Source organism: Sorangium sp. So ce185 (genome assembly GCF_051526825.1).
GTDB lineage: Bacteria > Myxococcota_A > Polyangia > Polyangiales > Polyangiaceae > Sorangium > Sorangium cellulosum_D.
In genome coordinates, this window is record NZ_CP150316.1 from 9,426,436 (window position 1) to 9,440,524 (window position 14,089).

Below are 14,089 nucleotides of genomic sequence, written 5' to 3' on the forward strand. Positions count from 1 at the left end.
TTCACGCTAGGAAGCCCTCCCCGCGAGCTCAAGCGAAAAGGAGGTGAAGACGGCGAGGCCGTCGACCTGCGGCGCGGGTCACCGCGCGCCGCGCTCTCCCGAGCGCAGGCCGGTCACCGCGCCTCGCGCTCTCCGGTGAGCAGGTCGTAGAGGCCCGGCGCGAACGCCGCGGCGACGCAGCACTCGACCTCCTCGGCCGTGGCGCAGGCGAGCGCCTCCGCCGCGACCGCCTCGGCCTCGGCGACCGTCACGCGCCGGAGCGTCTCCTTGATCTCCGGGATCGCCGCCGCCTCCATCGAGAAGTCGCGGAGGCCGAGGCCGAGCAGGAGCAGCGCGGCGAGCGGGTCGCTCGCCATGGCGCCGCAGAGCGAGACCGGGCGGCCGTACTCCTGGCCCGCCTGGATCACCTTGGTGATCAGCCGGAGGATCGACGGGTCGAAGGGCGAGGCCAGGTACGCGAGCGAGCGGCTGGTCCGGTCCACCGCGAGCGCGTACTGGATGAGGTCGTTCGTCCCCAGGCTGAGGAACGCGGCCTCGCGCGCGAAATGGTCGACCATGATCGCGGCCGCGGGCACCTCGATCATCACGCCGAGCGGGATCTCGTCGGCGCAGGGCTGGCCGCGGGCGCGCACCTGCTCCTGCGCGCGGCGGAGCATCTCGCGCACCTGCCGGAGCTCGCCGAGGCCGGCGACCATGGGGATCATGATCCGCACGTCGCCGAAGGCGGAAGCGCGCACCATGGCGCGGAGGTGCTCGAGGAAGACGTCGGGGCGCGAGAGCGCGAGCCGGACGGCGCGGAGGCCGAGCATCGGGTTCATCTCCGGCGGCACCTGGAAGGTGGAGACGAACTTGTCGCCGCCGATGTCGAAGGTGCGCAGGGTGACCGGCTTCGGGCGGAGCGCCTCGACGACGGCGCGGAAGATCTCGAACTGCTGGTCCTCCGAGGGCGGGGACGTGCGGTCGATGTAGAGGAACTCGGTCCGGTAGAGGCCGATGCCGTCGGCGCCCTGGTCGCGCGCGAGGATCGCCTCGGCCGGGAGCTCGACGTTGGCCCGGAGCGACACCTTCACCCCGTCCTTCGACTCGGCCGCGCGGTGCCTGGACTCCGAGAGCTCCTTGGCGAGCGCGACGTGGCGCTCGGCGCGGGCGCGCGCCTCCGCGAGCTCGACGGGCCCGGGCCGGACGACGACCGTGCCGCGCAGGCCGTCGATCACGACGACGTCGCCCGTGATCACGCGCTGGAGCACGTCGCTGACGCCGACCACGGCCGGGATCTCCAGCGCGCGGGCCATGATGGAGGTGTGGCTCGTGCGGGTGCCGACCTCGGTGACGAAGCCGACGACCGGCTCGTCGACCATGGCCGCGGTGTCGGCCGGCGAGAGGTCGTGCGCGATGAGGATGGTCGGCCCGGAGAAGCGCGGCAGCGCCGCGCCGAACGTCGCCGGCATGGCGATCGAGTTCTGGAGCTCGATGAGGCTGCGGGTGGAGAGCGGCCCGGTGTCGCGCGAGGACGGCGGCTCCTGGGGCGGGAGGGTGAAGGCGCGCAGCAGGCGCTCGCCGACGAACATGACGTCGTGGCTGCGCTCGCGCAGGTACGGGTCGTCGAGGGCGGCGAAGCGGCCGGCGATCGCCTCGCACGCGGCCGCGACGGCCCACTCGGCGCAGCGCCGCTCCTCGGTGACCTGGCGCCTCACGGCGTCGGCGAGCGCCTCGTCGCCGAGCATCAGGAGGTACGCTTCGAGGATCGACGCCTCGGCGCGGTGGTCGCCGAGGCGCTTCGCCATGTCGCGGAGCTCGTCCTGCGCGCGCTCGACCGCGGTCTCGAAGCGCTCGAGCTCTGCCCCGATCTCGCTGGAGCTGACGCGGCGGCGCGGGTGATCCGTCCTGTGCCCGCCGATCACGACGGCGGCGCCGATGGCGACCCCGGGCGATCCGGAGATGCCCCGCAGCGTCTCGGTCCGGGCGCCTGGCGGCATCGAGTCGCCGCGGGCGCCTGGCGGCATCGAGTCGCCGCGGGCGCCTGGCGGCATCGAGTCGCCGCGGGCGCCTGGCGGCATCGAGTCGCCGCGGGCGCCGGGCGCCCCCGAGTCGCCGCGGGCGCCGGGCGCCCCCGAGTCGCTCCGCGCGCCCGGCGCCGCCGGGTCGCCCCGCGCGCCGGGCGCCATCGCGTCGCCGCGGGCGGCGTCCGCCGGGACGGCGTGATCGCCCGGAGCCTCCGCGGAGAGCGCCCCCCGGCCGGGCGTCACTCGTTCTCTCCGAAGCGTGAGGCGATCAGCTCGCCGATGGCGGAGACCGCCTCGCCGGCCTGATCGCCGGTCGCGTGGACCTCGATCTGGGTGCCCATCGAGCCGCAGAGCAGGAGCACGCCCATCACGCTCTTCGCGTTGGCCGACTGCCCGTCCGGCCCGGTCAGCGAGATGTCGCAGTCGTAGCGGCCCGCGAGCTGCACCAGCTTCGTCGCGGCGCGCGCGTGCAGCCCGCGCACATTGATGATGGTGAACCGCCTCGTCACCCCCTCGGTCGTCACCGATCGCCCCCCGTCACGCTCTTGTCCGAACCCGGGCGTGACTCCGCCGCGGCCGTCCCCGGCTGCAGCCGCCGGAAATCCACGCTGGGCGTCCCCGCCATGCCCTCACCCGCCCCGGAGGGTACTATACTACTGCTCGCCCGGGCGACGTCCCGGTGCACGACCGTGATCGGGAGGCCCGTCTTCCGCCGCAGGCTGTCGCTGAGCACGTTGGTGAGCACGACGGAGCGGTGCCGGCCCCCGGTGCACCCGATGCCGATCGTGAGGTAGCTCTTCCCCTCGTCGGCGTAGCGCGGCATGCAGAACGAGAGCAGCTGCTCGGTCTTGCTGATGAACTCGAGGGCGTCCGCGTTCTTCAGGATGTACTCCCGCACCGGCTCGTCGTTGCCCGTCAGCTCGCGCAGGCCGTGGACGAAATACGGGTTGTCGAGGAAGCGGACGTCGAAGAGCAGATCGGCGTCGAGCGGAATGCCGTACTTGTAGCCGAACGAGATGAACCGGGTGGACATCCGGGGCAGATCGACCTTGGCCGGGCGCAGCCGCTCGAGGACGGCGCGGCGCAGGTCGTGCGTCGACAGCCGCGTCGTGTCGAGCTCGATGGTCGCCCTGGCCCGCAGCGACGCGAGCCGCTCGCGCTCGAGGAGCACGCCGTCGAGCATCGCGATGGCGCCGCTGCCGCCGGTCGTCAGCGGGTGCGGCCGCCGGGTCTCGCTGAAGCGCCGGAGCAGCGTCTCGTCCGAGGCGTCGAGGAAGAGGATCACCACGTCGCGGCCGACCCGGATCGAGTCGAGCGCCGCCGTGGCCCCCGCGAGGAACGAGCCGACGCGGACGTCGATGCCGAGCCCGATCCGGTTGATCCCGCCCGCCTCGCACGCCTCGACCGCGGGCCGGACGAGCGAGGTGGGCAGGTTGTCGACGCAGAAGAAGCCGAGATCCTCCAGGGCGTGGAGCGCCGTCGACTTGCCGGCGCCCGACAGGCCCGTGACGACGACGACGCGCGCCGTCGCGCCGTCGGACGGCGGCTGGACGGGCGGCAGCGGGTCGGGCGCGCCGCTCACCCTCGCCTCCTCGGCCGCGGCAGGCTCACGGACGACTCCGTGGCGACGAACCCGGTGCCGGGCCGCTCCGGCGGCCTCCCCCGCTCCGCGGGCTGCCGGAAGGCGCTGCTCGGCGGGCTCTGCACCTCGACGCCGTGGCCGGGCCGCGGCGGGCGGGGCGGGCCGTGCGGCGGCGCGCCGCGCGGGGCGCCCTCCTCCGCGAGCCGCACCGGCGGCGGGACCGACGACTCCTCGGCCGGGCGCTCCCGGAGCAGCTCGCCCTCGACGTTGCCGAAGAACTCGCGCGCCGCGTGGAACCCGGCGTTCTTCAGGAGCTCGTTGCGGGCGGCGACCTCGAGGATCGACGCCATGTCGCGGCCGGGGCGCACCGGGATGACGAGCTCCCGGATCTTCACGCCGAGGATGGTGTGGTACCGCTCGTCGAGCCCGAGCCGGTCGTACTCGGTGTCCTTCGACCACTCGACGAGCTTCACCACGACGTCGATCCGCTTGCGCTCGCGGATCGAGGTGACGCCGAAGAGGTCCTTCACGTTGAGGATGCCGAGGCCGCGCACCTCGAGGTGGTACCGGAGGAGCTCGGCCGGCGCGCCGAACACCATGCCGGGCGGGCGGTAGTCGCACTCGACGGCGTCGTCGGCCACGAGCCGGTGGCCGCGCATCACGAGGTCGAGGGCGCACTCGCTCTTGCCGATCGCGCTCGACCCCATGAGCAAGAGGCCCACGCCGAAGACGTCGACGAGCACGCCGTGCAGGCGGATGCGCGGCGCCAGCCGGTCGTCGAGCAGCGCGTGCAGGGCGGTGATCGTGACGCTCGACCGCACCGCCGAGACGAGGAGCGGCGTCCCGCTCTCCTCGGCGCACTGCGCGAGCTCCGGCACGGGGACGAAGCCGACGCCGGAGCCGTTCACGTCGAACGGCTGGTCGCCCTGCGTGAGGATGACGCAGCACAGGCCGAGCTCGAAGAAGCCGCGCAGCGACAGGAGCCGGTCCTCGCGGGAGAGCTTGTGGAGGAACGAGAGCTCGGTCTGCCCGAGGATCTGCACCCGCGTCGGGACGATGCCGTGGAAGTGGCCGACGAGCGCGAGCCCCGACTTCTGGATGCGGGTGTTCATGATGGGCCGGTCGAGGCCCGCGGCGCCGGCGATCAGCGTGAGCTCGATGCCGAGCCCGTCGTCGGCCATGAGGCTCCGCACCGTGAGGGCGGGGCGCTCGAGCCGCCCCGCGCCGGTCGCGGGGGGCACCCGGCCGCCCCCTTCGCCTTCCTGTGTACTGCCGCGCGAGCTGCTCATGACACCGACCTCCCTTCCTCGGCGGCGATGAGCTCGAACGCCGCCCGCCCGGTCGAGGCGCCGAGCAGCCGCCTTCTGAACGTCTCGTCCCGCAGGAGGCGGGAGATGCGCGCGAGCGTCTTCAGGTGCTCCCCGGTGGCCCGCTTCGGCCCGATCACGGCGACGAGGATGGACACCGGCGCCCCGTCGATCGCGTCGAAGTCGATCGGCTTCGGGCAGAGCAGGACGGCGCCGATCAGCCGATCGACGCCCTCCATGGCGCCGTGGGGGATGGCCACGCCGCTGCCGACGCCGGTGGACTGCAGGCGCTCGCGCTCGGCGAGCACCCGCTCGATGTCCTCGCTCTTGACCCCCTGCTGTCCTGTCGCGAGCAGGGCGGCGAGCCGGCGGAGCGCGTCCGCCTTGGAGCGGACGACCCCCTCCTGCTCGCTGGCGACGGATACCTGGTGCGCGGTCAAGATGTCGCAGACTTGCATGCTGATTTCGGCGCTCGGCGAGGTGAGAGGGCTCTTTTGTGGCGCACGGGTACGGGCGGCGCGGCGCTCGGCCAGGGCCAGGCGCACCGACGTGCCATCGTACCCTGGGGACCTCGGGTACGCGACTCAAGGACGCTATCGCGGCCGGCGGCCCTGGAGGGAGCGATCTTCGCGCCGCGGCGCGGGCAGCAGGCGCCTCGGGCGGGTCGCCCGCGTGCGCGCAGCTCCCCGCGGGAGGCCGCCGCCACGACGACGAGCGTGGAGGCTCACCCGCGGCAGGCGACCGCCGCCGCGGCGGGCGCGCAGCTCCCCGCGGGCGGTGGCCGGATTTGAACATGAAGGCGGGAAGGCGGGAAGAAAAGATCAATGATCTTCCCGCCTTCCCGCCTTCATGGGAATCGCTCCGGGGCAAATTGGGCCACCACCTCCCCGCGGGAGGCCGCCGCCGCGACGGCGAGCGCGGCGGCTCAGGCCTCATTTCGCCGCGCCGCCGCGACGGCGAGCGCGGCGGCTCAGGCCTCATTTCGCCGCGCCGCCGCGACGGCGAGCGCGGCGGCTCAGGCCTCATTTCGCCGCGCCGCCGCGCCGCCGCGCCGCCACATGGGCGCGCGCGGCGGCTCGGATCGGGCGCGCTCCGCCGCCCCGGCGGCGGAGCGCGGCGGCTCAGGATCGACCGCGTCCGGCGGCTGCGGCTGCCACCGCTTCCCGCTCCACCTCGGCGGCGTACTCGCCGGCGCTCGTCCCGCCGCGCTTCCGCGCGATCGTGCTCCCCTTTCCATCGCGGATCTGCCGTTCCAGCTTGTCGTGGACCGTGTCGATCGACGCGTACATGTCCTCCCCCCGCTCGGTCGCCTGGAACGCCAGGCTGCCGGAGGAGATGCGGACGTCGGCGACGTGCATCAGCCCCTCTACGGAGAGGGTCACCTGCGCCGTCATCGCCTGCCGAAGAAATTTCTGGAGCTTGGCGACCTTCTCGTGAGCGTATTTTTTGACGGCCTCGGTACCCACCATGTGCCGGAACGTGATCGTGATGTTCATCGGGCCAGCCTTCCTTCCCTGACGCGTAGAGGAAACAATCGACTACGGATACAGAGCTCCCCTCCATCTCGATAATAACACTGACGTAGAGCTCCGGTCTGCCCTCAACGGCGCAGCTCCTTCGTTTTGTTTGCCTCCCTTTCGGTCTGGCTCTGTGCCGCGTCTTGCCGCCTCTCCCGCGTCTTGCCGCGCTGCGCTGTGTCCGGCGCGGCCTGCGTGCGTCCTCTTCAACAAGTCTTGGCGCGCCCCGCTTGTTCCAGGGCCCGGCGCACCGTGTGCGGGGCATGGCCAGAGGCCAGCGCGATCTCGCCGATCGTGGGTGTGCGCCCAAGCTCGGCCGCGAGCCGCCTCGCGCTCGCGAGGACGGCGCGGAGCACCTCGACGTCGCCCGCGTCGAGCGGCTCGGCCACCCGGAGCCCCTCGGACTCGAGCCGGTCGATGATGTGCTCCACCTCCTCGTACGACACCGGCCGGCGGTCGATGACGTCGGCGATGTCGTTGAGGTCCACCCGGCCGGTCGACCGATGGCGAGTAAGGAGCTCCTGGATCATGTCGTCGATGACAGGCCGCACGGAGCTAGGGTGCCACCTTCGCGCAGACCGCGCACGCGCGCCCCGCCCCGGCGCATGGCCTTCGGCGCGGGGCCGGCCGGACGTCCCGAGCCCGTCCCCCGCGCAGCCGCTGCGGCCTGGTCGCGCGGCAGCCCTGAACCACCGGCTCGCCGGCGCGCGGGCCGCCTCGTCCCCCGTCGAGGACGCCGCGCCCGGCGTCCGTCCTCACCTCGTCTCGTCGGCGTCGGCTCATCGGTGTTGGCGTCCGCACCGGCTCAACGACGTTTCCGCGAGGATTCGAGGAGGTATGATAGATACCGGGCCGTCATCGACTGGATACAACTCAGGAGATCTCTCTATGCGCTGGGCTCCTCCCAAATCGCGATCGCGTTATGCGATCCGCGACCATATCGAGGCGAACCTCGATCCGGTCCAGGATCATCAGGAGATCGCGTTTCTCTCGACCTGCTATGATTTTCCGTGGGACACGCACCGCGCCCTCGAGCTCGCGCTGCTCCGCGTCTTCGGCATCGCGAAGAGCACGCCGCTCCTGGTGCAGACAGGGGAGCTCCTTCAGCGGACCCAGAAGCGCTACGACGACACGGTCCTCATCCTCTCGGAGATGCTGGAGAACGGGTACGACAGCGAGCGCGGCCGGGCGGCGCTGCGGCGCATGAACCAGCAGCACAGGCGCTACACCATCCCGAACGACGAGTACGTGTACACGCTGTCGACGTTCATCTTCGAGCCCATCCGCTGGAACGAGCGCTTCGCCTGGCGGCCGCTGCTCGAGAAAGAGAAGCTCGCGGCGTACCACTACTGGAAGCAGGTCGGGGTGCTCATGAACATCCGCGACATCCCGCCGAGCTACGAGGCGTACGAGCGCTTCAACGTCGAGTACGAGGCGGAGCACCTGCGATTCTCGGAAGACAACCGCAGGCTCGCCGTCGCGGCGCGCGACCTCATGCTCGGCTGGATGCTGCCGAAGGCCCTGTGGCCGCTCGGGGCGCAGGTCATCCACGCGATCCTCGACGACCCCCTGCTCGACGCGCTCGGGCTGCCGCGGCCGCCGCCGGCGCTGCGCCGCGTCGCGGAGGCGGCGCTCCGCGCGCGTGGCCCGCTCCTGCGCGCGATGCCGCGCCGGCGCTCGCCGCACCTGCTCACCAAGATGAAGAGCCGCACGTACCCGGACGGCTACCGCATCGAGGACCTCGGCGCGCGCTGACCTCGGCGCGCGCTGACCTCGGCGCGCGCTGACCTCGGCGCGCGCTGACCTCGGCGCGCGCTGACCTCGGCGCGCGCTGACCTCGGCGCGCGCTGACCTCGGCGCGCGCTGACCTCGGCGCGCGCTGACCTCGGCGCGCGTCGACCGTCGCGCCGCGCGCCCTCGGGGACGCCGCGTGCCCTTCAGGGCAGCTGGCGCCGCAGGAACTTGAGCGCCTCGCGCGCCGCCGGGTTCACCGGCTCGTACACGTCGGGGGATTTCCGGAGCGGCGCGCCGATCGGAGCGCCGGGGCGGGCGCCGAGGATGCGCTCGACGTCCTCCAGGAGCGATTGCATCGAGTCGAAGCGGTTGCCGGGCAGCTTGCGGAGCGCGGTGGCGACCAGCGCCTCGAGGCGCCGATCGATGCCGGGGCGGATCGCGCTCAGCCGGGGCGCCGGGGCGCAGGCGTGCTGGGCGACGACCACCACGTCGTCCGGCGAGGAGAAGGGCAGCTGGCCGGCGAGCATGCGGAACATCGTGACCCCGAGCGCGTAGACGTCGGTGCGGCCGTCGACCGGATCGGCGAGGGCCTGCTCCGGGGCCATGTAGGGGACGGTGCCGAGCACGAGGCCGGCCGCGGTCACCGGGCCCGATCTCACCTTGGCGAAGCCGAAATCCATCATCTTGAGCACGCGCGGGCCGCTCGAGGAGCGGACGAGGAACATGTTGTCCGGCTTCACGTCGCGGTGGACGATCCCGGCCGCGTGCGCGGCGGCGAGCGCCGACGCCGCCTGACGTATCAGCGGCAGCGCGACGGCCTCGCTCACGGCCACCTCGCGGCGGAGCAGGGCGCCGAGCGACTCGCCGGTGAGGAGCTCGAGCACGATGAACGGAGACCCGTCCTTGCGCTCGCCCGCGTCGAGGACCCGGATGATGTTGGGGTGCCCGAGCTCGGCCGCCACCTCGAGCTCGCGGAGGAACCGCTCGCGCTGGGTCCGGTCCGCGGCGAAGTTGCGGTTCAGGATCTTGACCGCGACCTGCTCCTTCGTGTGGCTGTCCACCGCGAGGTACACGCGCGACATCCCGCCGGCGCCGATGAAGCCCTGGATCACGTACCGATCCTCGAGGACGGCGCCGAACTGCCGCGTCGGCTGCGCGGGCTGCGCGGCCGACAGGGACTGGACCAGGCGGGCGCCGTCGTCAGGGCAGAACGCGTACGAACGGTCGGCGTAGCCGCGGTGGCAGCGCGGGCAGATCATGGGCGCGCGACATGATGGCGGCGCGGGCGGGGATCCTCAAGGGACATGCGCCCCGGCGAGCAATCGTGCGTAAACCAACATGAAACAAAACGGACGCACGCGGAGCGACACGGACCCACGCGGACCAGCGCGGAGCGCATGAAACAATTGAAACATGTGCAGCGTGACGACGACGACGATGACGACGCGACGCGCGACGCGCGCTCCGTCGAGGGCGCGATCTGCCGTCCCGGGAGGTAGATCGCGGCGCGGACCTCGACTATGCGTGCAACTTTCCTGGACGACGCGAACCCACCCCGAGCCCGAGAGACAGAGCCCGTGACCTCACAGAAGCATCCTGCGACCCTCATCCCCGGCGATGGTATCGGCCCCGAGATCGTGGAGGCGACGCTGCGCGCCCTCGACGCGCTCGGCGCGCCTTTCGAATGGGAGACGTGCGTGGCCGGCATGGCCGGCGTCAAGGAGTCCGGCGATCCCCTGCCCCGGGCCACGCTCGACAGCATCCACCGCACGCAGCTCGCGCTGAAGGGGCCGCTCGAGACGCCGATCGGCGGCGGATACCGCTCCTCGAACGTGCGCCTGCGGCAGGAGTTCAAGCTCTTCGCGAACGTGCGGCCCGCGCGCACGCTGATCCCGGGCGGCCGTTACGAGAACATCGACATCGTGCTCGTGCGGGAGAACCTCGAGGGCCTCTACGTGGGCTTCGAGCACTACATCCCGATCGGCAGCGACGAGCACGCGGTGGCGATCGGCTCCGGCGTGAACACCCGGGTCGGCTCGCGCCGCATCGCCGAGTTCGCCTACGACTACGCCGAGAAGAACGGCCGCAAGAAGGTCACGATCGTCCACAAGGCCAACATCATGAAGGCGCTCACCGGCATCTTCCTCGAGACGTCGCGCGACGTGAGCAAGGCCTACGAGGGCCGCGTGGCGACCGACGAGCGCATCGTGGACGCGTGCGCGATGCAGCTCGTCCTGAACCCGTGGCAGTTCGACGTCATCGTCACGACGAACCTGTTCGGCGACATCCTCTCGGACGAGATCGCGGGCCTCGTCGGCGGCCTCGGCATGGCGCCCGGGGCCAACATCGGCCAGAACGCCGCCATCTTCGAGGCGGTGCACGGCTCGGCGCCGGACATCGCCGGCAAGGGCGTGGCGAACCCGATCGCGCTCATGCTCGCCGCCGCGATGATGCTCGACCACGTCGGCCGCCGGGATCTCGCCGAGCGCCTGCGCGCCGGCATCGACGGCGCGCTGAACGTCGACGGGGTGCGCACCCGCGATCTCGGCGGCAAGGCGGACACGAAGGCGCTCACCGACGCCATCGTGGCGCGCATCAAGAACGGCTGAGCGGCGCTCGGGACCTCGCGTGAGCAGGCGCGTCGGCGCGGCGGAGGTCGCCGCCGGCGCGCCGCGGGCGCGGCATCAGCCGCGCTGGGGCGGCTCGGAGAGCGGGAGCGTGAAGTGGAACGACGTGGTCTCGTCCGGCTCGCTCCGCGCCCAGATGCGGCCGCCGTGCGCCTCGATGATGCCCTTGCAGATGTAGAGCCCGAGGCCCGTGCCGGGCAGGTTCCTCCTGGACGGGCCTGACGTGAGCCGCTGGAAGCGCTGAAAGAGCTTCGGCAGCTCGTCCGGGTGGATGCCCGGCCCGCGGTTCTCGATCGCGACCTCCACCTCGGCGTCGCGGCGCGAGAGCGTCACCCGGGTCGGCGCGCTCGGGTCGCCGTACTTGGCGGCGTTGAGGAGGAGGTTTCCGACCACCTGGTCGACGCGGGCCGCGTCCGCGTGGACGAGCGGCACGTCCTCGTCGGCGGCGAGCACGACGGCGCGCTCCGGCCGCTCCATGTTGGCGAGATCGACGGCGGCGCGGAGCTGGGCGCAGAGGTCCGTCGGCTGCCGGTCGAGGGAGAAGCGGCGCGCCTCGAGCTTGGAGGCGTCGAGCAGGTCCTCGGCCATCCGCTCGATGCGCTGGACGCTGGCCAGGATCTTCCGGCTCCAGCCCCGGATGTCGGCGGCCTCGGATCGTCGCGACAGCATGCCCGCGCACGCGGTGATCGCGGTGAGCGGCTGCCTGAGGTCGTGCGCCACGATGGAGAGCCACTCCTCGCGGAGCCGCTCGCGCTCGATGAAGTGGGTGACGTCCTCGTAGCTGGCGATGGCGCCGAGGATGGTGCCATGGTCGTCGCGGACGGGGCCGGCGCTCACCACGACGGGGATGTGGCTCCCGTCGCTCCGCCGGAACCACAGCTCCTCGCAGGTCATTCCCTGGCCGCGCGCGGCGCGGACGAGGGGCATCTCGTGGTGCAGGAGGGGCCGACCGCCGGGCGCGCAGAGGAGCGCGCGCCCGGCGGACCTGGGCGTCGCGAGGGGGTGCGGGCCGTCGCAGAGCTGCTCGCAGCGGCGGCTCGCGAGGAGCGAGCGGCCGCCACGCTCGTCGAAGACGGCGATCGCGACGGGGAAGTCCGCGATGATGCTGCGCAGCCACTGCTGCTCCGCCGCGAGGCGGGCCTTCGCCTCGTGGAGCGCGGCCTGGGCGTCGCGGAGGAGCGCCTCGGCGCGCGGCTGCGCCTCTGCCTCCTCCGCGCTCGCGGCTGCGGCGACGAGCGCGCGGCGGGGCTCTCGCTCGTCGCGCGGCTCGCCCTCGCGCTCGGCGGAGGCGAGCGCGAGGGCGAACAGCGCGACGAGGGCCTGGACGCGCGGGAGGAGCTCCGCCGCGGGCGCGCTGCGGCCGCCGAACGCGCAGGTGAGGACGCCGAGCGGCCGTTCGGCGGCGAGCAGCGGGGCGGCCAGCACCCAGCCGACCTTCAGGCAGGTCTCGATCGCGCGCACGTCGGCGAAGCGCTCCAGGGCGGCGTCGTCCGCCGCCGCGTGCTCGATGCGGCGGCTCTCCGCGGCGCGCAGGACGAGGGACGGGGTGCTCGTGAGATCGCCGAGCGCCCCGTCGAGCGCGTCCGGCACGCCGGAGGAGGCGAGCAAGCGGATCGCGCGCGCGCCGTCTGTGGGCGCGCGCGCGTCGTGGAGGAGCGAGAGGTCGGCGCCGAGCAGCCGGGCAGCCTGCTCGACGATGGTGTCGTGGATCTGCCGCGGATCGCGCTTCCCGGAGAGCGCGGCGGACGCCGCGACGATGGCGTCCGCGAGCTGGGCGGCGGCCGCAGCAGGCTCTCCGTGGATGCCCGGGGCCCGGTCATGCGCCGAGATGGTCGTCATGCGTCCCTCCGTCTTTTGCCTAGCACCTGTGGAGGGCGGGCGGTGCCGCTCGAGCGGATGGCACGTCGAAGCGATGGGGCGGCGCGGGCGTTGAGGTCGGCGCGAGCGAACGAGCGGGCAGATTGAGCGGGTGAGCTGCGCGGACGGGCGAGCGGAGGTGTGCGGCGCGCGCCGCCGGCGGCCGGTCAGCGGGAGGGATCGAAGCGGCGTTTTGCCCAGCTCACGAGCGGGCTGTTGTCCCGGGTTCGCGCGGCGCCGGGCGCGCCGCGGCGTTTCCGCCAGTCGCCCTCGCGGACGCGGCGGCACCCTGCGGCCTGTTCCATCGAGAGGAGGTAGGCCTGGGCTTCCCGGCCGTCGGCGAGGCGCACGGCGGCACGCCGGTGCAGGATCGGGTGACCCCGGTGCACGTCGAGCGCGGCGAGCGCGGCGGGCGCGATGGCGTAGAGCTCGCCGGTCACGGCGACGAGCCCGCCCTCGACGAGGGCGCCGCTCGTGCCCAGGTCGACGAGCGCGTACTGGGGGGTCGTGGTCGCCGCCCCGAGCGGGCGGGCTGCCGCGAGCCGCTCGTGCTGGTCCTCGCCCTTCATGAGGTTGTCGTAGACGAAGAGCGCGATCTCGCTGGTGGTCATCGGGCGTGGTCCTCGGGAAGGGCCCGGCGGCCCGGCAGAGACCCTCGCAAAGGGAGGGGGCGGGCGCAAGGTCGGCCGAGAGGGCGCGGGCGGCGCGCGGGAGAGCTGCAGCGCCATGGGAACGTTGCACCTGTGTTCCGGGGGAGCTGCGACTCGGGTGTGGCGCTCGGACCAGGGTGGGTGCGGCGATGAGGGGAGATGGATCGGCGGCCCTATCGCTGTCCCGTCTGCGCGTGGGCAGAAGCGCGCCTCGCGTGCGTCGATCTTCGCCACGACCCATCTCGCCCTGGGACACGGTGCCCACGCGATTGTCGCGCGAGACAGCGCGGCGACACCACCGCAGTCGCTCGGTGATATCGTCTCCTGATGGAACGCCCCAGCCGCGTGATCGCGACGCTTCTGCTCCTGCCCCTGTGGACCGCGACCGCATGCGAGGCCACGACGGCCGCGATGCCGGGTGCCGCGCAGCAGGACGCAGCGCGCGAGCGTCCGGCACGCCGTGGAACGTGGGCGTGTGGTTTTCCTGAGGAGGCAGAAAAGAACGGCATCGACGAGGGCACCGTTGTTATCAGGGTTTACGTCGATTTCGACGGCTTCCCCCGACGGGCAATGATCCTGCAGGACCCTGGCCACGGCTTCGGATCGGCCGCAGCCGAGTGCGCAATGACGAAACGTTACGTGCCGATGAAAGACCGGTATGGATCGCCGATCCCTGGCTGGACGCCGCCAATCACCGTCCGCTACGTCAAGAAGCCGCAGCCCTTGACCGCTCGATAATCCGTCGCCCGCAGCGTGAGCTGCCGTGGGGCACCACCTCGGCGTGCAAGCCCGCGGTGGAGGGACCGCCGCCG

At 72.7% G+C, this 14,089-nt stretch carries 13 protein-coding genes; 3 read left to right on the forward strand and 10 right to left on the reverse strand.

From position 1 onward, the window contains the following. Positions 1-113: 113 nt before the first annotated feature. The 7 genes from ptsP to WMF26_RS34550 form a co-directional block, all read right to left on the reverse strand. On the reverse strand, positions 114-2,246 hold the full coding sequence (gene ptsP / locus WMF26_RS34520) for a phosphoenolpyruvate--protein phosphotransferase (RefSeq protein WP_437996206.1): 2,133 nt from the start codon (positions 2,244-2,246) through the stop codon (positions 114-116). Further along, positions 2,243-2,527 carry an HPr family phosphocarrier protein gene (locus tag WMF26_RS34525; protein WP_061621290.1) on the reverse strand — a complete coding sequence of 95 codons (285 nt, stop codon included), beginning with the start codon at positions 2,525-2,527 and terminating at the stop codon, positions 2,243-2,245. The genes ptsP and WMF26_RS34525 overlap by 4 nt, the downstream gene beginning before the upstream one ends. Then, positions 2,524-3,585, reverse strand: coding sequence for an RNase adapter RapZ (gene rapZ / locus WMF26_RS34530; protein WP_437996207.1), 1,062 nt, complete (start codon positions 3,583-3,585; stop codon positions 2,524-2,526). The genes WMF26_RS34525 and rapZ overlap by 4 nt, the downstream gene beginning before the upstream one ends. Next, positions 3,582-4,826, reverse strand: coding sequence for an HPr(Ser) kinase/phosphatase (hprK, locus tag WMF26_RS34535; RefSeq protein WP_437996208.1), 1,245 nt, complete (start codon positions 4,824-4,826; stop codon positions 3,582-3,584). Before hprK ends, rapZ begins: the two co-directional genes overlap by 4 nt. Positions 4,827-4,870: 44 nt before the next feature. After that, positions 4,871-5,350: a PTS sugar transporter subunit IIA gene (locus WMF26_RS34540; RefSeq protein ID WP_061627434.1), complete on the reverse strand. Its 480-nt coding sequence runs from the start codon at positions 5,348-5,350 to the stop codon at positions 4,871-4,873. Between the two features lie 663 nt (positions 5,351-6,013). Beyond that, positions 6,014-6,388, reverse strand: a complete 375-nt coding sequence (gene hpf / locus WMF26_RS34545; RefSeq protein WP_061627433.1) for a ribosome hibernation-promoting factor, HPF/YfiA family — start codon at positions 6,386-6,388, stop codon at positions 6,014-6,016. 227 nt (positions 6,389-6,615) lie between these two features. Further along, on the reverse strand, positions 6,616-6,960 hold the full coding sequence (locus WMF26_RS34550) for a sigma-70 domain-containing protein (RefSeq protein ID WP_148314129.1): 345 nt from the start codon (positions 6,958-6,960) through the stop codon (positions 6,616-6,618). Positions 6,961-7,297: 337 nt separating this feature from the next. On the opposite strand from WMF26_RS34550, the gene WMF26_RS34555 reads away from it, so the two are divergent. Further along, positions 7,298-8,164 (forward strand): oxygenase MpaB family protein, encoded by an 867-nt coding sequence (locus tag WMF26_RS34555; RefSeq protein WP_437332550.1) that lies wholly within the window; start codon positions 7,298-7,300, stop codon positions 8,162-8,164. A gap of 182 nt (positions 8,165-8,346) precedes the next feature. On the opposite strand, the gene WMF26_RS34560 is transcribed toward WMF26_RS34555, so the two are convergent. Then, positions 8,347-9,402 carry a serine/threonine-protein kinase gene (locus tag WMF26_RS34560; protein WP_061627432.1) on the reverse strand — a complete coding sequence of 352 codons (1,056 nt, stop codon included), beginning with the start codon at positions 9,400-9,402 and terminating at the stop codon, positions 8,347-8,349. A gap of 318 nt (positions 9,403-9,720) precedes the next feature. Here WMF26_RS34560 and WMF26_RS34565 point away from each other — a divergent pair, with 318 nt between their 5' ends. Further along, positions 9,721-10,752, forward strand: coding sequence for an isocitrate/isopropylmalate dehydrogenase family protein (locus WMF26_RS34565; protein WP_061627431.1), 1,032 nt, complete (start codon positions 9,721-9,723; stop codon positions 10,750-10,752). 75 nt (positions 10,753-10,827) lie between these two features. Here WMF26_RS34565 and WMF26_RS34570 read toward each other — a convergent pair whose 3' ends face one another. Continuing rightward, entirely contained in the window at positions 10,828-12,609 is a 1,782-nt protein-coding gene (locus tag WMF26_RS34570) for an ATP-binding protein (RefSeq protein WP_437996209.1), read from the reverse strand. A 185-nt stretch (positions 12,610-12,794) separates the two neighbouring features. Further along, on the reverse strand, positions 12,795-13,238 hold the full coding sequence (locus WMF26_RS34575; RefSeq protein ID WP_437996210.1) for a gamma-glutamylcyclotransferase family protein: 444 nt from the start codon (positions 13,236-13,238) through the stop codon (positions 12,795-12,797). A gap of 366 nt (positions 13,239-13,604) precedes the next feature. Here WMF26_RS34575 and WMF26_RS34580 point away from each other — a divergent pair, with 366 nt between their 5' ends. Next, entirely contained in the window at positions 13,605-14,015 is a 411-nt protein-coding gene (locus WMF26_RS34580) for an energy transducer TonB (protein WP_437996211.1), read from the forward strand. The last annotated feature ends 74 nt before the right edge of the window (positions 14,016-14,089 follow it).

Excerpts from the sequence above, each read along its gene's own strand:
- WMF26_RS34540 (WP_061627434.1), bottom strand. The coding sequence starts at position 5,350 with ATGCAAGTCTGCGACATCTTGACCGCGCACCAGGTATCCGTCGCCAGC.
- hpf (WP_061627433.1), bottom strand. The coding sequence starts at position 6,388 with ATGAACATCACGATCACGTTCCGGCACATGGTGGGTACCGAGGCCGTC.
- WMF26_RS34555 (WP_437332550.1), top strand. The coding sequence starts at position 7,298 with ATGCGCTGGGCTCCTCCCAAATCGCGATCGCGTTATGCGATCCGCGAC.
- WMF26_RS34560 (WP_061627432.1), bottom strand. The coding sequence starts at position 9,402 with ATGATCTGCCCGCGCTGCCACCGCGGCTACGCCGACCGTTCGTACGCG.
- WMF26_RS34570 (WP_437996209.1), bottom strand. The coding sequence starts at position 12,609 with ATGACGACCATCTCGGCGCATGACCGGGCCCCGGGCATCCACGGAGAG.
- WMF26_RS34575 (WP_437996210.1), bottom strand. The coding sequence starts at position 13,238 with ATGACCACCAGCGAGATCGCGCTCTTCGTCTACGACAACCTCATGAAG.
- WMF26_RS34580 (WP_437996211.1), top strand. The coding sequence starts at position 13,605 with ATGGAACGCCCCAGCCGCGTGATCGCGACGCTTCTGCTCCTGCCCCTG.